Origin of the sequence: Leifsonia sp. Root112D2, from assembly GCF_001424905.1 — a bacterium.
Lineage (GTDB): Bacteria > Actinomycetota > Actinomycetes > Actinomycetales > Microbacteriaceae > Root112D2.
Map to the genome: position 1 here is coordinate 2,299,204 of NZ_LMCU01000001.1, position 21,898 is coordinate 2,321,101.

A 21,898-nucleotide genomic window follows, 5' to 3' on the forward strand; every position below is an offset into this window, starting at 1 on the left:
TCGAGTGGACAAGCCAGGATTCATCACACCGCCGCCCGGGCTGATTCCTTCCAGCCCCACCGAGACCTCCGAAACGGTGCGCCTCACCGACCGCCGGCCGAGCCTGCCGGTCTTCGTGCCGGCCGGGCCGGGCGGCATTGCGCCGCCGGCCGCGACGCCGAAGCCGAGCGTGGAAGAGAACACGGTGCAGCCGCCGCCCCGGGATGCGGAGGCTGAGGCGCCAGCCGAGCAGCCCGCCGCCGTCGAACCGGAACCGCAGGCACCGGCACGGCCACCGCGTGCACAGGAGCGCACCAGCGCGCCGCCGCAGTGGAGCCTCACCCTGCACGACGGTTCGGTCATCCACGCCTCAGGCACGTTGCTGCTTGGTCGCGACCCGGGCCGGGTTGAGTCGTGGCAATCGGCCTCGCTCGTGCGCATCAACGACCCAGAGAAGTCGGTGTCGAAGACCCACGCGGCCATCGATTGCAGCGGTGACGAACTCTGGGTCACCGATCTGCATTCCACCAACGGAGTGGCCGTCTACGACGCGTCGGGCGAGGAAACCATCCTGGAGCCGGGCATCCGTTTCTCGGTGGCGCCCGGTGCAACCGTGGAACTCGGCCGATACCGCATTCAGGTCTACCGCCAATAACAGCTCTACCGCCAATAACAGCTCTACCGCCGATACTGCGGCGAAGTGATAATCTGGAACGGTGTTGTTCGGTCTGCTTCTCCTTAGCTGCCGCGACGAGTCCTAGTTATCCAGGCCTCCCTCGTCGCGGAGTTTGTTGTCGGCTGACCACCATTCATCCAAGGAGAACGAACACATGAGCATCGAAGCGGATATCGCACGCGTTTCGCACACACCGCCTTCCGAAACGCCGGCCTCGCGCACGCTGGCCGAGAAGATCTGGGCCGACCACCTCGTCGTCAAGGGCGAAGAGGGCAGCCCCGACCTCATCTACATCGACCTGCACCTGGTGCACGAGGTCACGAGCCCGCAGGCCTTCGACGGGCTGCGCATGGCCGGGCGGCCGGTGCGTCGCCCCGATCTCACCATTGCCACCGAAGACCACAACACACCGACGCTCGCCATCGACAGGCCTATCGCCGACCTGACCAGCCGCACCCAGATCGACACGCTGCGCACCAATTGCGAGGAGTTCGGCGTACGCCTGCACTCGCTCGGCGACATCGAGCAGGGCATTGTTCACGTTGTGGGGCCGCAGCTGGGGCTCACCATGCCCGGAATCACCGTTGTCTGCGGCGATTCGCACACCTCGACGCATGGCGCGTTCGGTGCCATGGCCTTCGGCATCGGCACGAGCGAGGTCGAGCATGTCATGGCCACGCAGACGCTGCCGCTCAAGCCGTTCAAGACCATGGCCATCACGGTGGAGGGCGAACTGCGCCCCGGAGTGACGGCCAAGGACATCATTCTCGCCGTCATCGCGAAGATCGGCACCGGCGGCGGTCAGGGCTACGTGCTGGAGTACCGCGGCAGCGCCATTCGGGCGCTCTCCATGGAGGGCCGAATGACGATCTGCAACATGTCCATCGAGGCCGGGGCACGTGCCGGCATGGTGGCTCCGGATGAGACGACGTTCGCCTACCTGAAGGGGCGGCCGCACGCGCCGGCCGGTCAGGACTGGGACGACGCGGTCGAATACTGGAAGACCCTGGTGACCGATGACGACGCGGTGTTCGACGCCGAGGTCTACCTCGACGCGAACGAGCTCGAGCCCTTCGTGACCTGGGGAACGAATCCGGGCCAGGGGGTGTCGCTGAGCGAGTCGGTGCCCGATCCCTCGAGTTACGCAGATGCCAACGACCGTTCCGCCGCTGAGCGCGCGCTCGAGTACATGGACATCGCGGCGGGAACGCCGATGAAGGATATTCGCGTCGACGCCGTCTTCATGGGCTCGTGTACGAACAGCCGCATCGAAGACCTGCGCGCGTTCGCATCCGTCATTCAAGGCCGCACCAAGGCCGAGGGCGTTCGCGTCATGGTCGTGCCGGGCTCGGCCCGCGTGCGGCTCGAGGCCGAAGCCGAGGGACTCGATAAGATCTTCACCGACTTCGGTGCAGAGTGGCGCTTCGCCGGTTGCTCGATGTGCCTGGGCATGAACCCCGACCAACTGGCTCCGGGGGAGCGATGCGCCTCCACCAGCAACCGCAACTTCGAGGGCAGGCAGGGCAAGGGCGGTCGCACGCACCTGGTCTCGCCGCTCGTCGCGGCGGCCACGGCCGTGCGCGGCACCCTGTCGAGCCCGTGGGATTTGCAGAACGCCGGAGAGGTGAACGCGTAATGGATAAGATCTCGACTCTCACGGGAGCGGCCGTTCCGCTCAAGCGATCCAACGTCGACACCGACCAGATCATCCCCGCGGTGTTCCTCAAGCGCGTTACCAAGACCGGCTTCGACGACGCCCTTTTCTACGCCTGGCGTCAGGATCCGGAATTCGTGCTCAACCAGGAGCCCTACCGCCACGGTGGCATTCTCATCGCCGGGAGTGACTTCGGCACGGGCTCCTCGCGTGAGCACGCCGTGTGGGCACTGCGCGACTTCGGTTTCACCGCGGTGCTCAGCCCGCGCTTCGGCGACATCTTCCGCGGCAACTCGGGCAAACAGGGCCTGCTGGCGGGGCAGATTTCCGAGGAAGACACGCAGCGCCTCTGGGCCGCCATCGACGCGCATCCGGGAATAGAGGCGACCGTCGATCTGGTTGCACGTACTGCCGCCATCGGTGATCTCACGGTTTCATTCGAGATCGACGATTACACTAGGTGGCGATTGCTCGAAGGGCTGGACGACATCGCACTGACCCTGCGCGACGAGGCGCACATTACAGAATTCGAAGCCCGTCGCGAAGCATGGCGGCCTAAAACATTGCCGGTGAAATAGTTTGAACACACTCGTGACGGATGCGTCGAAGGCAGGTGCCAGCGTGGGACTCGCCGGTGACAAGATCACGATCCAGGGGGGTCGGCCGCTCAAGGGGCGCATCGAGGTGCGCGGGGCGAAGAACCTGGTCACCAAGGCGATGGTTGCTGCCCTGCTCGGGGAAAGCCCGAGCACTCTGCGCAACGTTCCCGACATCAGCGACGTGCGCGTCGTGCGCGGGCTGCTCGAGGTGCACGGGGTCAAGGTCATCGACGGCGACGAGCCCGGCGAGTTCGTTCTCGACCCGGTGAACGTCGAGAGTGCGCACATGGCCGACATCGACGCCCACGCCGGCTCCAGCCGCATCCCGATCCTGTTCTGCGGGCCGCTGCTGCACCGTCTCGGCGAGGCGTTCATTCCCGATCTGGGCGGATGCCGCATCGGCGACCGCCCCATCGACTTCCACCTCGAGGTGCTGCGCAGGTTCGGTGCCATCGTCGAGAAGCTGCCCAGCGGCATCCGCATGTCGGCGCCGAACGGTCTCAAGGGCACGAAGGTCGAACTGCCGTACCCGAGTGTGGGCGCCACCGAGCAGGTGCTGCTCACCGCGGTGCGTGCCGAGGGCATCACCGAACTCAAGAATGCGGCCATCGAGCCGGAGATCATGGATCTCATCAACATTCTGCAGAAAATGGGCGCCATCATCACGGTCGACACCGACCGCGTGATCCACATCGAGGGCGTCGAGCGGCTTGAGGGCTACAACCACACGGCACTGTTCGACCGCAACGAGGCCGCCAGTTGGGCCGCGGCCGCACTCGCGACAGACGGCGACATCTACGTGGGCGGTGCACGCCAGGCCGAGATGATCACCTTCCTCAACGTGTTTCGCAAGGTCGGTGGCGCGTTCGAGATCATGGACGACGGCATCCGCTTCTACCACCCGGGCGGCGAGCTCAAGCCGGTTGTGATCGAGACGGATGTGCACCCCGGCTTCATGACGGACTGGCAGCAGCCGCTCGTGATAGCCCTCACCAAGGCACAGGGCGTCTCCATCGTGCACGAGACCGTGTACGAGCAGCGCTTCGGCTTCGTCGACGCGCTCGTGGAGATGGGGGCGACCATCCAGATTCACAAGGAGTGCCTTGGTGGCCACCCGTGCCGCTTCGGGCAGCGCAACTTCAACCACTCGGCGGTCATCACCGGCCCGAGTGTGCTGCACGGCGCCGACATCGAGGTTCCCGACCTGCGTGGCGGCTTCAGCCACTTGATCGCGGCGCTCAGCGCACAGGGAACATCGACGGTGAGCAACGTGGGCATCATCAGCCGCGGCTACGAAAACTTCATCACCAAGCTCCAGCAGTTGGGAGCGGACTTCGTTCTCGAAGGATAATAAAGTCGTGCCCCATCCTTCTTCAGCGCCCCAGTCTTCTTCAGTGCCGGGGGCGCCCCGGGTGCGTTCCGAACGCTCCCGCCCCTCGATCTTCTGGGTGCTCGCGTCGCTGGTGATCCCTGTTGTGGCCGTGATGGCCCGATTCCGGGTCGAGAATGCTGACAAATTGCCCAAGCATGGCGCGTATGTCATTGCGCCGAATCACTACAGTGAGATCGACCCGGTGATGGTTGGTGCCGTCGTGTGGAAACTGGGCCGGGTGCCGCGCTTTCTCGCCAAGGGCAGTCTGTTCCGAGTGCCGGTGGTGGGCTGGTTTTTGCGCACGAGCGGACAGATTCCCGTTGAGCGTGCGGGTTCCGCGCGCGGCAGCGAGCCGCTGAAGGCCGCCGAGCGCGTCGCTGACAGTGGCCAGCTCGTCATTGTGTATCCGGAAGGCTCGCTCACCCGCGACCCCGACCTCTGGCCGATGCGAGGCAAGTCCGGCGCCGCCCGCATGGCGCTGCAGCACAACATCCCGGTCATCCCCGTCGCGCACTGGGGTACGCAAGCGGTCATGGCGCGCTATTCGAAGAAGATCAGCTTCTTTCCGCGCAAGACCATACGCATGAAATTCGGCGACCCCGTTGACCTCTCCGCCTTTCGCGACAGGCCTATCGACTCGGCAACCCTGAACGAGGCAACGGCGGTGATCATGGATGCCATCACGCGGCTGCTCGAGGAGTTGCGCGGCGAGAAGGCTCCCGCGGATCGCTGGGACCCCTCGGCCCATGACCAGAAGGAGACCGGCCGTTTTGACGCCTAAAACCAAGCCAGCCCCGGCCCGCCGTGTCGCCGTTCTCGGAGCCGGCAGCTGGGGAACGACCTTCGCCAAGGTGCTCGCCGACAGCGGGGCGGATGTCACGATCTGGGCGCGCAGGCCGGAGCTCGCGCGCGAGATCAGCGAGGCCCGTCGCAACAGCGACTACCTCTCCGGCATCAACCTGCCGCGCAATCTGCGCGCGACCAGCGTGCTCTCCGAGGCGCTTTCCGGCGCCGAGCAGATCTACATCTCCATTCCGAGCCAGTCGCTACGCGAGAACCTCGCGGCCATCGTGCCGCAGCTGAACGAGTCGACGATTCTCGTGAGCCTCATGAAGGGCATCGAGAAGGCCACGGGAATGCGCATGAGCGAGGTGATCGCCGCGGAACTGCCGATCGATCCTGATCGCATCGCCGTGGCATCCGGGCCTAACCTGGCGCTTGAGATAGCTCGTGAGCAGCCGACGGCGGCCGTCGTGGCATCCAGCAGCCTGGAGACGGCACAGATGGTGGCGATGACGGCGAGCAACCCTTACTTCAAGTGTTTCGTGAACACCGATGTCATCGGCACGGAATTCGGCGGCGTACTCAAGAATCTCATCGCCGTCGCGATAGGCATCGTCGACGGCGTGGGCTACGGCGAGAACACGAAAGCCTCCATCATTACCCGCGGCCTGGTTGAGATGACGGACTTCGCCGTGGCATACGGCGGGCAGGCCGAGACTCTGGCCGGGCTGGCCGGGCTCGGTGACCTTATCGCCACGTGCGAGTCGTCGCTGTCGCGCAATAACACCGCGGGGCGCCTGCTCGGCCAGGGCTACAGCTTCGCCGATGTCGTGAAGCAGATGAACCAGACGGCGGAGGGTCTCGCATCCGTTCGCCCGGTACTCACACTCGCCGAGGCGCGGGGGGTGGAGATGCCCATCGTGCGTCAGGTGAGTCAGGTTCTGGCGGGTACGCTCGATCCGAAAGATATCGCGCCGCATCTCACCACGGATTCGGACGAGCCGCAAGGCGAAAGGACCACGGATGACGGACAAACTCGCGGTAGTTCTCCTGTTTGGGGGGCGTTCAAGCGAGCATTCCATCAGCTGCGCGACGGCGGGCGGGGTACTGGCCGCGATTGATCGCGACCGCTACGACGTCATTCCCGTCGGCATCACGCGCGACGGCGCTTTTGTTCTCGAGCGCGACGATGCCGAGGCATTCACGCTGAATCCGGATGCGCTGCCCTCCGTCACCGACAACGGCACGCGGGTGCGCTGGCCCGAGACCGCGACAAGCCGCGAACTCACGGTGCGCGAGGCCGACGGCACCGAGCGCTCGCTCGGCGCCGTGGACGTAATCTTTCCCATCCTGCACGGGCCGTACGGCGAGGACGGCACCATCCAGGGCCTGCTCGAACTCATCGATCTGCCGTTCGTCGGTTCGGGTGTGCTTGCGAGCGCTCTCGGCATGGACAAGCACTTCACCAAGACCGTACTGCAGGCCGCAGGCATCGAGGTGGCGCCCTGGCTCACGGTCACGAGCGGCGACTGGCAGCGCGGGCGCGAGCTGTGGCGCACGCGCGTCATGGGGCTGGGCCTGCCCGCATTCGTCAAACCGGCCCGGGCGGGCTCCTCGGTCGGCGTGAGCCGCGTGGACGACTGGAACCAGCTCGACGAAGCGCTTGCCATCGCTTTCGCCGAAGACGACAAGGTGCTCATCGAGCAGGCGATTGTCGGCCGCGAGATCGAATGCGGCGTGCTGCAGTCCCGCGACGGTGGGGCGCCCCGCGTCTCCGTTGCTGGCGAGGTGCGGGTGACGGGCCGCGACTTCTACGACTTCGCCGCCAAATACCTGGATGCCCCCGGCATTGAGCTGGTGTGCCCGGCCGAGCTCAACGAAGGCGAGCTGCGGGAGATGCAGCGCATCGCCGCGCGCGCCTTCGAGGCGATAGGGGCCGAGGGCCTCGCCCGTGTCGACTTCTTTCTCACGCCTACCGGTTTCATCGTGAACGAGGTGAACACGATGCCCGGCTTCACGCCGATCTCGATGTTCCCCAAGTGCTGGCAGGCGAGCGGCCTCGAATACCCGCGCCTGATCGACGAGCTGATCGAGTCGGCCCTGGCCTCACGCGGTCGCTGAGGCTTGGCGGCTGCTAGCGTGGCATCCCATGGTGGCTGACGACTGGATCGAGCATCGCCGCGGCGACCGCGAACTCGTGGGCTGGATCGTTCCGCGTGGCGAAGATTTCGTGGTGAGAGACCTGCTGGGTCGCCAGCGCGGTGGCCCCGTCGACTGGCTCACCGCGGAGGAGACGCTCGAGGAGCTCGGCATCGGATACCTCGCCGACATCTACATGCTCACCCTCGACGACGGCAGGGACCTCAGGGTGCGCATCGCCGAGGTGAGCCCGGCAGGCGTCACGGTCAAGAAGGACGATTTTGGCGCCGTGGGCGTGCCCCAGCTGTACTATTCGCTGGGCTTTCCGGCGCCACCGACGCTGCGTCCGATCCGAGCCGATGAGGCTGGCGTGCTCTCACCGGACTTCTGACGATTCCTGAGGCAATTGCCTACTGCTGAGTGCGTCCCGCACTCACGGAGTCGGCGCGGGGATCGGCGTGTTGGTGCCGTTCACGTCGGAGACATCGAGACATTTTCTCGTCTGCGGAATAGTTGAGATCGCGGGCTGCAGATCGGCCAGCACCGTCGAATCGGAGACCTTGGTGTGGTCGAGCACGATCTCGATGGCGGGGTTGCGACCGAAGGTCACGTAGCTGACGGCCTTCTGGTTGGAATCGTCGATGACCCAGTCGATGCCGAGCGCCGAGACGCACGGCAGCGTCGTGGGGCCAGGATCGGCCACCCCGCAACGCAGCAGAACGGATGCGGGCGTGCCCCACGCGCCGGTCGCCTGGGCGTCCGTCTCGCGTTTCGCGAGGCCGGCTACCGTGTCGGGCAGCCGCACCGTCACATCGGCGCAACGGGGCGAGCCCGCGTCTGCCGCGGGGGTGAGCGCGACGGTGGGTGCGCATCCGGCCAGCAGGGTGACGGTGGCGGTGGCTGCCAGAAGCAGGGCCGCACGAATGCGGCTCGGTCGGTGGATCACAATCATTCAGGCTACCGTTTGATGCATGACGAAGGCTGAGCGCGCGCACCCCTCTGAGCGCATGGAACCAGGGGCCACGATCGGCGAGGTCGCCGAACTGGAGACCCTGCGCCGCATCTTTCCGCGCCTTCCGGAAGCTGACTCGGCGCTCGTCGGCCCCGGGGACGACGCCGCGGTGCTCTCTGCGCCCGACGGCCGCTACGTCGTGACCACGGACATGATGATCCACGGGCCCGACTTTCGTCTGGCATGGTCGAGCCCGCACGACCTCGGCTGGAAGGCAGCCGCCACCAATCTCTCGGATGTCGCCGCCATGGGCGCGCGACCGACGGCCCTTGTGGTGGCCATCGCGGCGCCCACGAGCACGCCCGTCAGCGATCTCGAGGGCATCGCCGATGGGTTGCGGGAGGCGTGCGAGGCGCTCGCTCCCGGCTGCGGCGTTGTCGGCGGGGACCTGTCGGTCTCCGACACACTCACCCTTGCCGTCACGGCGTTCGGCGATCTTGAGGGAAGAGAGCCCGTGCTGCGCTCGGGCGCACGACCCGGCGACATCGTGGCCATCTCCGGCGAGCTGGGGCTGGCCGCCGCCGGGCTCCGCCTGCTGTTCGAGCGCGGAGTCGATTCCAGCGGGCAGCCGGATGCCGCGCGCGCCGCCGCGCTCGCCGCCGAGTTTCCTGCACCCATCGCCGCCCAGCTCGCCCCGTGCCCGCCGCTGGCGGACGGCCCGCTGGCGGCCATCGCGGGCGCCACAGCGATGCTCGACCTGAGCGACGGGCTCGCGCTGGATGCGCGCCGTGTCGCGGCGGCGAGCGGCGTGGCCATCGAGCTGCAGGCATCCGCGCTGGGGGAAGACGTGGGCCTGGCACTCGACGGGGGAGAGGACCACTCCCTGTTCGCGTGTTTTCCGCCGCATGCCGCGCTGCCGGGTGGATTTCGAGCCATCGGCGTCGTTACCGAGGGCGAGGGCGTTCACGTTGACGGCACGCGTTACGACCGGCCGGGCGGATGGGACCCGTACCGCGGCTGGGATGGTCGCGTCGGCTGAACGGCGGCCAGCGCGCGTGCGAGGTGGCGCGTGCGAGGCGCTCAGGCGGGGCGGGCCCACCAGAGCATCGTCTCGCCATAGGCGCGGCTGCGGTCGACCGTGAGAGAGGCGGGCCAACCGGGTTCGGGGGAGCGGGTGCTGCGCTCGACGAGCACTATCGCATCCGGCGCCAGCAATGGCCCGAGGGCGTCGAGCGCGCGCGCGAGCTCGCCCTCGTCGAAGTCGTACGGCGGGTCGATCATGGCCAGGTCGACGAGCACCGGGTATGTGGGCACAGCCGCACCCTCGAGATAGCCCTGTACACCGCTCGTGCGAACATCGATCGTGAGCGCCGAGGCGCGCGGGGCAGAGCGCAGTACCGCTGCAGCATTGCGACGGCACACCGCGGCGGCCGGAGCGTTGCGCTCCACCAGAACGACGGATGCCGCTCCCCGGCTCGCCGCCTCCAGCCCGAGCGCGCCCGACCCCGCGTAGAGATCGAGCACGTGTGCCCCCGCGAGGGCGTCCCGCGACTCGAGGGCCGAGAAGATGGCCTCGCGCACGCGATCGCTCGTGGGCCGGGTACCGGACTTCGGAACCGCGAGGGAGAGCGAACCCGCGAAGCCCGCCACGATTCTGGTCATGAACCCCACGCTATCCGACTGGGAATTTCGTGGATCCGCTCGGTCAGGGCCGCCCGTTCGCCCGGCTGCTTTTTCGGGCACCGGAAATTTCGCGCTAAACCGGACGAATCGCCGAGATCTTCCGGTTTAGCGCGAAACTTCCGGTCTGTGGTGACACGACAGGCGGGGTCGGTGGGCCCCCGTAGACTTTTGACCATGACCGCAGCACCCGCGCCCGCCGAGGGCGAGGCGGCGACCCCGGCCGCGGTTTCGGCACCGGCCCCGGGCTCCTTCGACCTCGACACGAGGCTCAGCGGAGCCGTCGGCGGGCGCACGGCGGGTGCCCTGCAGAAGGCCTTCGGCGCGCTGACCGTGGGCGATCTGCTCAGCCATTACCCGCGTCGCTATGCGCGCCGTGGTGAGCTCACGGCACTCTCCAAGCTTCCCATCGACGAGAACGTGACCATCGTCGCAGAGGTTCGCGAGGTGCGGGAACGGTCGATGAAGGCGCGGCGCGGCACCATCCTTGAGGTGCGCATCACCGACGGCGAGGGCTTTCTCACGCTCACCTTCTTCAACCAAGCGTGGCGTTCACGCGACCTCAAGCCGGGCGTGCGCGGAATCTTCGCCGGCAAGGTCTCCGACTACCGTGGAGCGCTGCAGCTCGCGCATCCCGACTACGAGCTCTTCGAAGAGGAGACCCCGCTCTCGGGCGCGAACACGGATTCCGCGCTGCGCTGGGCGCAGACCCCCATCCCGATCTATCCGGCGACCGCGAGTGTCGCCAGCTGGCAGGCGCAGAAGGCCATCGAACTCGTGCTCGACGGCCTTGGCGATGTGCCCGACCCGGTGCCAGCAGATGTGCGCACCGCGCGTGACCTGGTGCCGTTCCGCCGCGCTCTCGAACTCGTGCACCGCCCCGAGAAAGACGCCGATTGGCAGCGCGCCCGTGACGCGTTGCGCTTTCAGGAGGCGTTCGTGCTGCAGGCGGCGTTGCTCACCCAGAGGGCGGATGCGCGGGCGCAGTCCGCGACACCGCGCCGAGCGGCATCCGGCGGACTTCTCGAGCGCTTCGAGAAGACCCTGCCGTTCTCGCTCACGGGGGACCAGCGGCTGGCCGGCGAGGAGATCTTCAGTGACATCGGGCAGGATGCCCCGATGAACAGGCTTGTGCAGGGCGAGGTCGGTAGCGGCAAGACCCTGGTCGCGCTGCGGGCCATGCTCGCCGTCGCCGAGTCGGGCGGCCAATCCGCGTTGCTCGCGCCCACCGAGGTGCTGGCGGCCCAGCATCTGCGGTCCATCGCGGCGGTGCTCGGTCCCGAGCTGTGTGCCGAGCTGATGCCCACGCTGCTCACCGGGCAGCTCAGCACAGCCGAACGCAAGCGGGCGCTGCTGCGCATCGTCTCGGGGCAGGCGCGCATCGTCGTGGGCACACACGCGCTCATTGGGGAATCCGTCACCTTCTTCGACCTGGGCCTGGTGGTCGTGGACGAACAGCACCGCTTCGGAGTCGAGCAGCGCGAGGCGCTGCGATTGAAGGGCACAACGCCTCCGCATGTGCTGGTGCTCACCGCCACCCCGATTCCGCGCACCATCGCCATGACGGTCTTCGGCGACCTCGACGTCTCCACCATCGCCGAGCTGCCGCAGGGCCGTCAGGCGATCGAGAGCTTCGTGGTTCCGCTGGCGGAGCATCCGGGCTGGGAGCGGCGCATCTGGGAACGCGCGCACGAGGAGATCGAGCGCGGCCACCAGGTGTTCGTGGTGTGCCCGGCGATCAGTGCGACGGTACCCGAGGCGGGGTCGGTCCCCGAGCCTGCAGAAGGGCCCGATCGTGCGCATGCGGCGGGCGCTTCTGCAGGCTCAGGGACAGCAGGCGAGGGCCCCGCATCCGTCGAGGCGGTCGAGGCCCGACTACGTCGCAATCCGCTGCTGGGCGGCACGCGCATCGGAGTGCTGCACGGCAGGCTCTCCAGCGAGGAGAAGGATGCGATCATGCGTGCCTTCGCCGGCGGAGAACTCGACCTGCTGATAGCCACGACGGTGATCGAGGTCGGCGTCGACGTGCCGAACGCCTCCGCCATGGTGATTCTCGACGCCGACCGATTCGGGGTCTCGCAGCTGCACCAGCTGCGCGGCCGGGTGGGGCGCGGCGCCGTCGCCGGCCTGTGTCTGTTCGTCACACGCGCCGAAGCCGAGACCCTCGCCCGGGAGCGGGTCGAGGCGGTGGCAGCCACGCTCGACGGCTTCGAACTCGCGCAGGTGGACCTGGATCTGCGGCGCGAGGGAGATGTGCTCGGCACCACCCAGTCCGGGGGACGTTCCTCGTTGCGCCTGCTTCGGGTGGCCCACGACGGCGATCTCATCGCCGAGGCCAGGCAACTGGCACACGAGGTGCTGGAATCCCCGGGCGGGCTGGGGAGTCATCCGGCGCTCAAGGCCGCCATCGACCGGCGGCTGGACGACGCGGAACGCGACTTTCTGGCGAAGAACTGACACCGTGCCGGTGCCCACACACAGGGCTTCATCCACCGGATCGCCGATTGTAACGAAACGATAACCCCGTTCCGGCTATTCTGGAGATCTATGAACAGGATCGCCGTTGTCCCTGGATCGTTTGACCCCGTCACGCTGGGTCATCTCGATGTGATCGAGCGTGCGGCCGGGCTGTTCGATGAGGTGCATGTTGTTGTCGTGCACAACCCCGACAAGAACGCGTTGCTGCCCATCGCCCAGCGGGTTTCGCTCATTGAGCGTTCCATCGCCGACGCGGGTGTCGCCGGCACTATCGTCGTCGCCTCCTGGAGTGTCGGTCTTCTGGTGGACTACTGCACGGATGTCGGTGCACAGGTGCTGATCAAGGGCATCCGTTCGCAGATCGACGTTGCGTACGAGACGCCCATGGCCATCGTCAACCGCAATCTCGCCGCCGTGGAGACGGTTTTCATGCTGCCCGACCCCTCGCACGCGCACGTCTCGAGCTCACTGGTTCGGCAGGTCGCCGCGCTCGGTGGCGACGTTCGGCCGTATGTGCCGGCGGCGGTCTATGAATTCCTGCAGAAGACATGAACAGTTTCGCGGCGCAGGAGCCAGCCGACTTTCCCCTCTCCGCTGTGGGGGAAAGCACGGAGGAAAGCGCGGAGGAAAGAACCGGGGAGAGCGCTCGCATCCGGACCACAGTCGCCGAGAGTGATGTCACGATAAGCCTCGACCGCTTTCGGCGCGCCGCCGACGCCATCACGGCCAACGTCGAATCCGTCATCGACGGCAAGCACGATGCGGTGCAGACGGCGCTGACCGTGTTGCTCGCCGGGGGCCACCTGCTCATCGAGGATGTGCCGGGCGTGGGCAAGACCATGCTTGCCAAGGCGCTGGCGCGAAGCGTGGACTGCACGGTGAGTCGCATCCAGTTCACCCCGGATCTGCTGCCGAGCGATGTCACAGGGGTTTCCGTCTACAACCAGGCCGAGCGACGTTTCGAGTTCAAGCCGGGCGCGGTCTTCGCCAACATCGTGATCGGTGACGAGATCAACCGGGCAAGCCCGAAAACCCAGTCGGCACTGCTCGAGTGCATGGAGGAGGGGCAGGTAACCGTTGACGGCACCACCTACCCGCTGGGGAAGCCGTTCACCGTCGTCGCCACACAGAATCCAGTAGAGATGGAGGGCACATACGCCCTGCCGGAGGCCCAGCGCGACCGTTTCATGGCCCGCATTGCGATGGGGTACCCGGATGACGCATCCGAACTCGCCATGCTCAACACCCGGGACATCACCAACCCGCTCAGCCAGATCACTGCCGTCGTGACGGCGGATGAGTTGCGCGGCATGATGCGGGCTGCCCGGGCCGTGTTTGCCTCGCCCGCCGTCAAACAGTATGCGGTCGATCTGGTGCGTGCCACCCGCGACGACCGGGACCTGCGGCTCGGCGCGAGCCCTCGCGCCACCCTGCAACTCGTGCGAGCGGCCAAGGCGCGCGCCGCCCTTCAGGGGCGCGAGTTCGTGCTGCCGGACGATGTCGACGCCCTGGCTGTCTCCGTACTCAGCCATCGGCTGCTGCCCACCAACCACGCGCTGGGTCATCACCACGAGAGTTCGAGCGTGGTCGCCGAGATCGTGGAGCGCATTCTCGCGGCCACGCCGGTGCCGACAGGCGCCGGATCAGCCTGACTATCGTGTTTCGACGCGGTCGCGCGCGAATGCTCGTGCATGGGCCCCGCCCGACCGCACGCGGGTGGGCGATCTTCGCAGCAGGACTGGTGGTTCTCGCCGCCGCGGCCACGTGGGGGCGACAGGACCTGCTGTTGATCGGGCTCGCGCTGGCGCTGCTGCCGCTTGGTTCGATGATGATCGTGGCGCTGACCCGCCCGCGGCTTGGCGTGAGCCGCTCGATCTCGCCGGGGGTCATCGCAGCCGGCGACGAGGCGACCGTCTCCATGACGCTGACGAACCCGCAGGGGCAGCTCACGGCATCCACCGCGTGGCGTGATCTGATGCCGGGGGGCATTCAGGCGCAGCGGGCCGAGCGGCTGCGTCTGGCCGGGGCCTCGGGAACGCGGTTCCTGAACGGCACAGGGCCGCTGGCCGTGCAGCACCGCGTGCGGGCGAACGCACGCGGAATCTACGACATCGGGCCCATGGTGATCATGCGCCGTGACCCCTTCGGGCTGGCCGGATGCGAATACGCGCTCGGTCCCGTGAAACAGCTGGTGGTGACTCCGATCATCGACACGACGGCCGACGAGGAGCCCGTGACGATCGGTGGCGACGGCAGCGAGCACCAGGTGCTGCGGCGCACGAGTCCGGGCGCCGACGAGCTGATAGCGCGCGAGTACCGCAACGGAGACCCGTTGCGCCGCGTGCACTGGCGGGCCACCGCTCGCCTGGGCGAGCTGATGGTGCGCCAGGAGGAGCAGCGCAGCAATCCCGAGGCCTGGATCGTGTTCGATACGCGGCGTGCGGAGCCGGGCGAGGCGCGGCATCCGCTGGCGACGGATTCGACGGATGCCACCTTCGAGCGGGCGGTGACGCTCGTCGCCTCGCTCGGGGTGAAACTCATCAACGCCGGATATCGGGTGAATGTGCTCGAGACCGGCGCCGCGCAGTTGGCTGTGCGCGGTGGATCCAGCCGCAGCGGGCGCGCGGGGGGACTGGCGCCGGCATTCGAAATGCCGGGCGGGGAACGCTCGTTGCTCGTGGGACTGGCAGGAATCCGCCAGCGTCGCACACAGAACCCCGGCTACGCGGCGGAGCTGATGGGATCCCTGCATCGTGCAGGCGGTGCCGTGCCGGTCTTCGCGGTGATACTCAACGAATATGACGGCATGGCCGCGTCGCTGGCGCCGGTTGCGGCCGTCAGTGACGTCTCCGTGGCGTTTCTTCTCGACGCGGGTGCCGCAGACCTCGACACTCCGCTCACGGCGGCGGGCTGGCACTGTGTGCCGTTCGGGCACGGTGCCGAGCTCGGCACGGCCTGGCGGGCGGCCCGTTTCAGTCGGCAGGCGGTGGATCGTGTCTAGCGCGGCCGACACGCAGGGGCAGAGCCGGGCGTCGCGGGGGCAATGGCGCCTTACCGGTGTGCTCTATGTGCTGCTGCTCGCCGCGGCCGCCACGCTCACGGGCGTCTTCGCCGGGGCGGGCTGGTGGTGGCTCATGGCGTTCGTGGGCGGCCTGGTTCTGTTTGCCGGGGCCGGCCTGCGCGCCGCTGGAGTGTCGAGAAGCCTCAGCCCTGTGTTCAGTGCACTCATCCTCATCGGCACGCTCACGGCGATCTTCGGCGGCGGCGCGGGATTCCTTCTCGTCATTCCCACTCCGTCCAGCATCGCTCGGCTGCTCGAGCTCGCCGGCCAGGTGGTTCCGACCATCAGCACCCAGGGGGTTCCGGCCCAGCCGGTTGAGGAGTTGCTCTTCCTGCTCGCGGCGGGAACCGGGCTGGTGGCGCTCGCCCTTGAGCTTCTGGCCGTAGCGCTGCGCCTGCCCGCGATGGCGGGCATCCCGATTCTGATGGTGCTCAGCGTTCCGGTGATCTTTCTCGATGGCGGCATCAACCTGTTCTGGCTGGTGCTGTGCATCGCTGCATACGCCTGGTTGCTGCGTATCGACGTGCGGATGCGACGCTTCGCTCCCCGGGGCGCCTTCGCCTCGATCTCCGCGGCAGCTTCCGTCATCGTCGTCGCGCTCATCGTTGCGGTGACGGCCCCGGGATTCGCTCCGGACGGTTCGATTCCCTTCTCGGTCTCGGGCGTGATAGTCGGAAACGGTGTGAACCCGCTGATCGACCTCGGCAAAGATCTGCGCAGGCCCCAGGCCACAACGGTGCTGAGCTATTCGACGACGTCCACCGATCAGGCCTATCTGAAGCTGACGACGCTGGACAGGTTCACCGGGGCGACGTGGACGCATGCACGCAGCGAGACGAAGGCGCTGCCCGACGACGACAGCATCGGGCCCGCGCCCGGCCTGAACGATTCCGTGGAGCGCACGAAGATTCGGACGCGTGTTTCGGTCGGTGATCTGCGTAGCCCGTGGCTTCCCGTGCCATACCCCGTGCTCGGTGTTCACGGGCAGACCGGGGCGTGGACCTGGGCGCCGAGAGATCTCACGATTGCCAGCACGTCCGCCAGCGCAGGCCAACAGACGTATTCGGCGACGAGTCTGATAGTGAAGCCCAGCGAGGAGCAGTTGCGTGCGGCCAACAGCTTCATCCCGCAGTCGGTACGCGCCGATCTTGAGCTGCCGGGTTCGGTGCCCACGATCATTACCAAGGCCGCGGAGAAGGCGACGAAGGGCGCGACATCGGAGTACGAGCGCGCGGTGGCGCTGCAAAACTACTTTCGCAATTCGGGATTCGAGTACTCGCTGCAAACCCCGCTCGAGCAGGGCTATGACGGAGACGGCCTCGCGGTCATCGCCACATTCCTGACCAAGAAGTCGGGCTATTGCGTGCACTTCGCCTCGGCCATGGCTGTCATGGCGCGGGTGCTGGGAATTCCCGCCCGCGTGGCCATCGGATACCTGCCCGGCACCGGCACGGCCACCGATTCCAGCGGTCGCACCGTCTATACGGTCACCTCGGACGAATTGCACTCGTGGCCCGAACTGTACTTCGCCGGTGTCGGCTGGCTCGCCTTCGAGCCCACCGTGGGCCAGGGCGTGGTGCCGTCGTACACGATTCCGCAAAGCGACCCGTCTGGCCCCGCACCGACGAGCACGGCGACGGCGGGTGCGAGCGCACCGACACCGTCGACCGGCTCCAGGCTCCCCGATCAAAACGGGTCAGCGTCGACGCCCGGCGCCACCACAACGGATGCGACGCTGCCGGCGTTGCTCATCGTTCTCGCCGCGTTGATTCTGGCGTTGCTGCCCGCAGGCTCGCGGCTGATCGTGCGCAGGCGCAGACGCTCGAGAGTGATCACGGGAGAGCTGCCCGCGAGCGTTGCGTGGCGCGAGCTGCGTGATACCGCGCGCGATCTGCGCGCGCCGATGTACTCGACGCAGACGCCGCGTGCCTTCGCCGATCACATCGCATCGAGGCTGCGCGATCCGAATGATACGGATGCGTTGACCCGCGTGCGCGACGCCGTCGAACGCGAGGCCTTCGACCGGCAGGCACCCCCTGATACCGACGAGCGTCGCGCGCTCGTACGCGATCTCGATGCGGTCGTGGCCGGGCTCTACCGAGACGCCCCCACCATGGCCCGATTTGTCGCACGGTTCAGCCCGGTCTCGCTGGTTCCTGCGCTGCCGGGCTCTGACGGCTCGCGCTCAGCGCACAACGCGTAGGATTGATGGCCGTGAGCAGCTTTCGAACCACCCCGTACACCCTTGAGGTGCACGACATCATGCATCGTGCCGGCCAGATGCGCGAGCGTTCCCTCATCATGCCCGTCACCGAACGCCTCGGCGAGGGCCTGGTCAGCATTCCGGCCGGTTCGCAGGTCGACGCCGAGGTGCGGCTGGAGGCGCTGCACGACGGAATTCTGGTGACCGCAGAACTGCAGGCGCAGACATCCGGAGTGTGCGGCCGATGCCTGATCGACATCGAGCAGCCGCTCCAAGTCGATTTTCAGGAGGTTTTCGCGTATTCTTCTGACGAAGCTTTTGATTATGAGGTTCACGACGACCACGTGGATCTTGAACCTCTGATCAGGGATGCGGTGGTGCTTGCACTGCCGTTCCAGCCGGTGTGCCGGCCTGACTGCCCGGGTCTCGATCCCGAGACCGGGGAGAGGCTGGCCGATCAGCCGAATTACACCCCACGAGAAGTCATCGATTCCCGATGGTCTGCGCTCGCGGGATTCGAAGCCTCCGAAGACGACAGAGAAGAGAAGTAGCCATGGCCGTTCCGAAGCGGAAGATGTCCCGCGCGAGCACCCGTATGCGCCGCGCGCAGTGGAAGGCGACCGCACCGACGCTCGTCAAGACCGTCGAAAACGGCAAGGTGACGTACAGCCTGCCGCACCGTGCCAAGGTCGTCGAGGACTCCGCGGGCACCCCGCAGTTCCTCGAGTACAAGGGTCGCAAGGTCGCCGACGTCTAGTCAGGCGCATCACAGCATCCGGCGCGCTCCGCAGGGGGAAGACCCCGAGCGGGGCGCGCTGTTTGCGATTCTCGGCATCACCTTTGACGCGGAGTTGCTTGAGCTTGCGCTGACCCATCGCTCGTACGCATACGAGCACGGCGGCAGCCCGCACAACGAGCGCCTCGAATTTCTCGGCGACTCCATTCTGGGCCAGGCCGTCACGGTCAAGCTGTTTCGTGAGAACCCGCACCTCGACGAGGGCGATCTCGCCAAGCGACGCGCCAGTGTGGTCAGCACCGTTGCACTCGCGCAGGTGGCGCGCGCCATCGGCCTGGGTCCATTCATTCTGCTCGGCAGGGGTGAGGACGCCAGCGGCGGCCGCACCAAGGCGTCGATTCTGGCCGACACCGTCGAGGCGATCATCGGTGCGTGCTACATCGGTGCCGGACCGGATGCCGCAACCGCGCTGGTACTGCGGCTGATCGAGCCGCTGTTGGAGGACCCCACCCGCTTCGGCGCGGCCATGGACCCGAAGACGAGTCTGCAGGAGGCCTCGGCACACCGTGGCGCGGGCAACCCGGTCTATTCGGTCACGAACACCGGCCCCGACCACGACAAGACCTTCCACGCCACGGTGACGGTGCCCGGTCTGGTGACCGCGACGGGCGAGGGCACGAGCAAGAAGCACGCCGAAATGGCCGCCGCCCTCACCGCCTGGACGATGCTGAACAAACACGATTGAACGAACACAGTGCCGGAGCTTCCTGAGGTCGAGGTCGTGCGCGCCGGCCTTGAACCGGCGGTCACGGGCGCGCTCATCTCGGCCGTGGAGGTCTTCGAGCCGCGTTCGCTGAGACGTCACGACCCCCTCGGCGGCCCGTTCGCGGCCCAGCTCGAGGGGCGGCGGATGCGCGCGGCGGTGCGCCGGGGCAAGTTCCTGTGGTTGCCGCTCGAGCCGCGCATCTCGGCGCCGGCAGGGTCGGCGCCGAGGGCGCTCGTGGCGCATCTGGGGATGAGCGGGCAGGTTCTGCTGCGGCAGCCGGGGGCGAGCGATGACCGCAACACGCGCATCCGGCTGAACGTGGAGCATCCGGTGCACGGTGAGCTGCGCATCGACTTCGTCGACCAGCGCATCTTCGGCTCCATGGCCGTCGATGCCCTGGTCGCGACGGTGGACGGACGGGCGGGCGGTTTGGGCGACGACCAGGCTCTCGTGCCCCGCCAGGTGGCGCACATCGGCCGCGACCCGCTCGACCCCGCCTTCGACAAAGCCGCGTTCGTTCGCGCGTTGACGCTGCGATCGAGCGGCATCAAGCGCGTGCTGCTCGATCAGAGCCTGGCCAGCGGCATCGGCAATATCTACGCCGACGAAGCGTTGTGGGCGGCACGCATCCATTTCGAGACGCCGGCACGCTCGCTGAGCCGTACGAAGGCGCAGCTGCTGCTGGCCGAAATTCGCCTCGTGCTGACGAAGGCGCTCGCCGAGGGCGGAACCAGCTTCGACGCTCAGTACGTGAACGTGAATGGGGCATCCGGTTACTTCAGCCATTCCCTTAACGTTTATGGCCGGCAGAGCAAACCCTGTCCACGATGCGGAACGGCTATCGTGCGTGAGAGCTTCATGAATCGCGGCTCCCACTTTTGCCCGCGTTGCCAGCGCAACAGATAACGGCGCATGGTGTGATTTGAGCTATAGAAACCGCCATACCTTCACCGGGCAGTTTTGCGGGGAGGTCTGAGCGGACTCGTATCAACTGTATAGGTGTGAATCATTCTGCTGTACTGTCGATACATGACTTCTGGGCGGACGCGACTGTTAGATGCAGCTTCCAAGCTGTTGGTAGCCCAGCCCGCGCATGAGCCGAGCACTCGCGAGCTGTACGAGGCGTCGGGTGTCGCAGCCCCGACCCTGTACCACCACTTCGGGACGAAGGAGGGTCTGCTCGACGCAGTGGTGGAGCAGACGTTCGGGGATTACTTGCAGCGAAAGCAGGGCCTGCTCCGCACGGGGGACCTCATCGAAGACTTCGGCGCCGGGTGGGATCTGCACATCGAGTTCGGCCTCACGAACCCGACGCTGTATGCGCTGATGTACTCGCCCGGGCGCACGAGCGCCGCCGCCGCGACGGCAGACGCCCATCTTCGCGCTGGTCTGGAGCGGATGCGCGACGCCGGACTGCTTCGCGTCGATGTCGACACTGCGGCATCGATGACAACCGGCATGGCGATCGGCTGCGTCACGCAACTCAACCGGCAACACGGCTCCATCGATGACCCCGCGGCAGAAGCGACCCGCGCCGCGCTGATCGAACAACTCACCGGACAGCCGTCCGCCCGGACGACACCCGCCCAGGCCGCTCGCGTGCTGCTGCGCGAGTTGCCGAAAAGATCGCGGGTATTCACCACCGCTGAATCCGCCCTCTTCGGGCAATGGTTGCTTGCCATCGCGGAGGACGAGCCCACTACCCCGACACCTGAAGGAAACCGAGCATGACCGACCTGGATGGCACCGCTCAGTTCGATCCGACCCTCGCCATTGGAGACCTCGCCGTGCCCCGACTCGGGTACGGGGCCATGCAACTCGCAGGGCCCGGCGTGATCGGCCTGCCCGACGATCCGAACAGCGCGATCGACGTGCTCCGTTACGCCGTCGACCGCGGTGTACGGTTTTTCGACACTGCCAACGCCTACGGGCCTCGAACCGTGAACCAGCTGATCGGCCGCGCGCTGGCCCCGTTCGGCGATGACGTCATTATCGGCAACAAGGTCGGTGCGACACGGGGTCCGCGGGGCGAATGGCTCACTGACAGCCGTCCCGAAACTATCCGCACCCAGGTCGAGGACGCCCTCCTCGATCTCCGCACCGAACGCAGCAGCCTGACCTACCTCCGGCTCTGGGGCGACAGCGATGGTCGCGCCGGCTCCATCGGCGAGGACGTGCCGTTGGAAGAGTCCCTCGGCGTCCTCGTCGACCTACAGAACGAAGGAAAGATTGACCGCATCGGAATCTCCGGCGCCACCTCCGAGCTCCTCGCGCAGGCACGACGGGTCACGCGAATCACAGCGGTGCAGAACCGGTACAACCTCATCGACCGTTCCGGCGTCGAAGTCCTCGACGCCTGCGAACGCGACGGCATCGCGTTCGTGCCATACTTCCCACTCGCCACCGGCGGCCCCGACGGACTCGTCGCGCTCACCGCAGCTGCCCGCCGACTCGACGTCACGGAGTCCACCGTCGCGCTTGCTTGGCTGCTCAGACGCTCCTCGGTCATCGTCCCGATCCCCGGCACGAAGTCCATCGGGCACCTGGAGGACAACCTCCGCGCCGCCGCAGTCGCCGCGGAGCTGAGCGACATCGAGGTCGAGGCACTCACCGCCGCCGAGGACGAGACAACAGCCACCCTGACCGCGATGCCGGCCCGGATGCTCGACGCGCTACGACGACCAGGCGGCACGAACGGCTGACGACGACCCACAGAAACTGCGCGTCTGGCGTGCTGCCCGCGTGGTCAACAGCCCGCTCGCGCTGCCGGGGAGAACGGCCGGAGTCCGGTACCGTGTAACCAGGTATCGCGCAGCGACG

22 protein-coding genes are annotated in these 21,898 nt (G+C 67.1%); 20 read left to right on the forward strand and 2 right to left on the reverse strand.

Going from position 1 to position 21,898, the window contains the following annotated elements; all coding sequences use genetic code 11:
* Nucleotides 1-4 precede the first annotated feature (4 nt).
* The 8 genes from ASC63_RS10655 to ASC63_RS10690 all read left to right on the forward strand — a co-directional run bounded on the left by ASC63_RS10655 (nt 5) and on the right by ASC63_RS10690 (nt 7,593).
* Entirely contained in the window at nt 5-634 is a 630-nt protein-coding gene (locus ASC63_RS10655) for an FHA domain-containing protein (protein WP_055812910.1), read from the forward strand.
* Between the two features lie 175 nt (nt 635-809).
* Nucleotides 810-2,291 carry a 3-isopropylmalate dehydratase large subunit gene (gene leuC, locus ASC63_RS10660; protein ID WP_235492149.1) on the forward strand — a complete coding sequence of 494 codons (1,482 nt, stop codon included), beginning with the start codon at nt 810-812 and terminating at the stop codon, nt 2,289-2,291.
* Nucleotides 2,291-2,887 (forward strand): 3-isopropylmalate dehydratase small subunit, encoded by a 597-nt coding sequence (leuD, locus tag ASC63_RS10665; RefSeq protein WP_055812914.1) that lies wholly within the window; start codon nt 2,291-2,293, stop codon nt 2,885-2,887. Before leuC ends, leuD begins: the two co-directional genes overlap by 1 nt.
* A 1-nt stretch (nt 2,888) precedes the next feature.
* The gene (murA, locus tag ASC63_RS10670) at nt 2,889-4,259 is read left to right on the forward strand and encodes a UDP-N-acetylglucosamine 1-carboxyvinyltransferase (protein ID WP_200936845.1); all 1,371 of its coding nucleotides are present in this window, start codon (nt 2,889-2,891) and stop codon (nt 4,257-4,259) included.
* Nucleotides 4,260-4,302: 43 nt separating this feature from the next.
* Nucleotides 4,303-5,061, forward strand: coding sequence for a lysophospholipid acyltransferase family protein (locus tag ASC63_RS10675; RefSeq protein WP_055812915.1), 759 nt, complete (start codon nt 4,303-4,305; stop codon nt 5,059-5,061).
* Nucleotides 5,027-6,184 carry an NAD(P)H-dependent glycerol-3-phosphate dehydrogenase gene (locus tag ASC63_RS10680; RefSeq protein WP_055812918.1) on the forward strand — a complete coding sequence of 386 codons (1,158 nt, stop codon included), beginning with the start codon at nt 5,027-5,029 and terminating at the stop codon, nt 6,182-6,184. The genes ASC63_RS10675 and ASC63_RS10680 overlap by 35 nt, the downstream gene beginning before the upstream one ends.
* Nucleotides 6,087-7,184, forward strand: coding sequence for a D-alanine--D-alanine ligase family protein (locus tag ASC63_RS10685; protein WP_055812921.1), 1,098 nt, complete (start codon nt 6,087-6,089; stop codon nt 7,182-7,184). Before ASC63_RS10680 ends, ASC63_RS10685 begins: the two co-directional genes overlap by 98 nt.
* A 28-nt stretch (nt 7,185-7,212) precedes the next feature.
* Nucleotides 7,213-7,593 (forward strand): hypothetical protein, encoded by a 381-nt coding sequence (locus ASC63_RS10690; RefSeq protein ID WP_055812924.1) that lies wholly within the window; start codon nt 7,213-7,215, stop codon nt 7,591-7,593.
* A 42-nt stretch (nt 7,594-7,635) separates the two neighbouring features.
* Here the strand turns inward: ASC63_RS10690 and ASC63_RS10695 are convergent, their stop codons facing one another.
* Nucleotides 7,636-8,154 (reverse strand): DUF3515 family protein, encoded by a 519-nt coding sequence (locus ASC63_RS10695; protein WP_055812926.1) that lies wholly within the window; start codon nt 8,152-8,154, stop codon nt 7,636-7,638.
* 19 nt (nt 8,155-8,173) lie between these two features.
* Between ASC63_RS10695 and thiL the strand changes: the two genes are divergently transcribed.
* Nucleotides 8,174-9,193 (forward strand): thiamine-phosphate kinase, encoded by a 1,020-nt coding sequence (gene thiL, locus ASC63_RS10700; protein ID WP_235492161.1) that lies wholly within the window; start codon nt 8,174-8,176, stop codon nt 9,191-9,193.
* Nucleotides 9,194-9,234: 41 nt separating this feature from the next.
* Here thiL and ASC63_RS10705 read toward each other — a convergent pair whose 3' ends face one another.
* Entirely contained in the window at nt 9,235-9,816 is a 582-nt protein-coding gene (locus tag ASC63_RS10705; protein WP_055812932.1) for an RsmD family RNA methyltransferase, read from the reverse strand.
* Nucleotides 9,817-10,011: 195 nt separating this feature from the next.
* Between ASC63_RS10705 and ASC63_RS10710 the strand changes: the two genes are divergently transcribed.
* From ASC63_RS10710 to ASC63_RS10760, 11 genes are all read left to right on the forward strand, one after another.
* Complete coding sequence (locus ASC63_RS10710; RefSeq protein WP_055812935.1) at nt 10,012-12,291, forward strand: ATP-dependent DNA helicase RecG; 2,280 nt, start codon at nt 10,012-10,014, stop codon at nt 12,289-12,291.
* Between the two features lie 90 nt (nt 12,292-12,381).
* Nucleotides 12,382-12,864, forward strand: a complete 483-nt coding sequence (coaD, locus tag ASC63_RS10715) for a pantetheine-phosphate adenylyltransferase (RefSeq protein WP_055812938.1) — start codon at nt 12,382-12,384, stop codon at nt 12,862-12,864.
* The gene (locus ASC63_RS10720; protein WP_082487511.1) at nt 12,861-13,964 is read left to right on the forward strand and encodes an AAA family ATPase; all 1,104 of its coding nucleotides are present in this window, start codon (nt 12,861-12,863) and stop codon (nt 13,962-13,964) included. Before coaD ends, ASC63_RS10720 begins: the two co-directional genes overlap by 4 nt.
* 5 nt (nt 13,965-13,969) lie before the next feature.
* Nucleotides 13,970-15,313: a DUF58 domain-containing protein gene (locus ASC63_RS10725; protein ID WP_157487657.1), complete on the forward strand. Its 1,344-nt coding sequence runs from the start codon at nt 13,970-13,972 to the stop codon at nt 15,311-15,313.
* The gene (locus tag ASC63_RS10730; RefSeq protein WP_162242893.1) at nt 15,306-17,576 is read left to right on the forward strand and encodes a transglutaminase TgpA family protein; all 2,271 of its coding nucleotides are present in this window, start codon (nt 15,306-15,308) and stop codon (nt 17,574-17,576) included. The genes ASC63_RS10725 and ASC63_RS10730 overlap by 8 nt, the downstream gene beginning before the upstream one ends.
* A gap of 5 nt (nt 17,577-17,581) precedes the next feature.
* Complete coding sequence (locus ASC63_RS10735; RefSeq protein ID WP_055812948.1) at nt 17,582-18,127, forward strand: YceD family protein; 546 nt, start codon at nt 17,582-17,584, stop codon at nt 18,125-18,127.
* Nucleotides 18,128-18,129: 2 nt separating this feature from the next.
* The gene (gene rpmF / locus ASC63_RS10740) at nt 18,130-18,333 is read left to right on the forward strand and encodes a 50S ribosomal protein L32 (RefSeq protein WP_055812951.1); all 204 of its coding nucleotides are present in this window, start codon (nt 18,130-18,132) and stop codon (nt 18,331-18,333) included.
* Nucleotides 18,334-18,349: 16 nt separating this feature from the next.
* Nucleotides 18,350-19,057, forward strand: a complete 708-nt coding sequence (rnc, locus tag ASC63_RS10745; protein WP_055815380.1) for a ribonuclease III — start codon at nt 18,350-18,352, stop codon at nt 19,055-19,057.
* Between the two features lie 9 nt (nt 19,058-19,066).
* The gene (mutM, locus tag ASC63_RS10750; RefSeq protein WP_055812955.1) at nt 19,067-19,984 is read left to right on the forward strand and encodes a bifunctional DNA-formamidopyrimidine glycosylase/DNA-(apurinic or apyrimidinic site) lyase; all 918 of its coding nucleotides are present in this window, start codon (nt 19,067-19,069) and stop codon (nt 19,982-19,984) included.
* Between the two features lie 123 nt (nt 19,985-20,107).
* Entirely contained in the window at nt 20,108-20,809 is a 702-nt protein-coding gene (locus ASC63_RS10755; protein ID WP_055812958.1) for a TetR/AcrR family transcriptional regulator, read from the forward strand.
* Entirely contained in the window at nt 20,806-21,780 is a 975-nt protein-coding gene (locus ASC63_RS10760) for an aldo/keto reductase (protein WP_055812960.1), read from the forward strand. Before ASC63_RS10755 ends, ASC63_RS10760 begins: the two co-directional genes overlap by 4 nt.
* Nucleotides 21,781-21,898 lie beyond the last annotated feature (118 nt).

Excerpts from the sequence above, each read along its gene's own strand:
- leuC (WP_235492149.1), top strand. The coding sequence starts at position 810 with ATGAGCATCGAAGCGGATATCGCACGCGTTTCGCACACACCGCCTTCC.
- leuD (WP_055812914.1), top strand. The coding sequence starts at position 2,291 with ATGGATAAGATCTCGACTCTCACGGGAGCGGCCGTTCCGCTCAAGCGA.
- ASC63_RS10680 (WP_055812918.1), top strand. The coding sequence starts at position 5,027 with ATGACCAGAAGGAGACCGGCCGTTTTGACGCCTAAAACCAAGCCAGCC.
- ASC63_RS10685 (WP_055812921.1), top strand. The coding sequence starts at position 6,087 with ATGACGGACAAACTCGCGGTAGTTCTCCTGTTTGGGGGGCGTTCAAGC.
- ASC63_RS10690 (WP_055812924.1), top strand. The coding sequence starts at position 7,213 with ATGGTGGCTGACGACTGGATCGAGCATCGCCGCGGCGACCGCGAACTC.
- ASC63_RS10695 (WP_055812926.1), bottom strand. The coding sequence starts at position 8,154 with ATGATTGTGATCCACCGACCGAGCCGCATTCGTGCGGCCCTGCTTCTG.
- thiL (WP_235492161.1), top strand. The coding sequence starts at position 8,174 with ATGACGAAGGCTGAGCGCGCGCACCCCTCTGAGCGCATGGAACCAGGG.
- ASC63_RS10705 (WP_055812932.1), bottom strand. The coding sequence starts at position 9,816 with ATGACCAGAATCGTGGCGGGCTTCGCGGGTTCGCTCTCCCTCGCGGTT.
- ASC63_RS10710 (WP_055812935.1), top strand. The coding sequence starts at position 10,012 with ATGACCGCAGCACCCGCGCCCGCCGAGGGCGAGGCGGCGACCCCGGCC.
- coaD (WP_055812938.1), top strand. The coding sequence starts at position 12,382 with ATGAACAGGATCGCCGTTGTCCCTGGATCGTTTGACCCCGTCACGCTG.
- ASC63_RS10720 (WP_082487511.1), top strand. The coding sequence starts at position 12,861 with ATGAACAGTTTCGCGGCGCAGGAGCCAGCCGACTTTCCCCTCTCCGCT.
- ASC63_RS10735 (WP_055812948.1), top strand. The coding sequence starts at position 17,582 with ATGGCCGTGAGCAGCTTTCGAACCACCCCGTACACCCTTGAGGTGCAC.
- rpmF (WP_055812951.1), top strand. The coding sequence starts at position 18,130 with ATGGCCGTTCCGAAGCGGAAGATGTCCCGCGCGAGCACCCGTATGCGC.
- ASC63_RS10755 (WP_055812958.1), top strand. The coding sequence starts at position 20,108 with ATGACTTCTGGGCGGACGCGACTGTTAGATGCAGCTTCCAAGCTGTTG.
- ASC63_RS10760 (WP_055812960.1), top strand. The coding sequence starts at position 20,806 with ATGACCGACCTGGATGGCACCGCTCAGTTCGATCCGACCCTCGCCATT.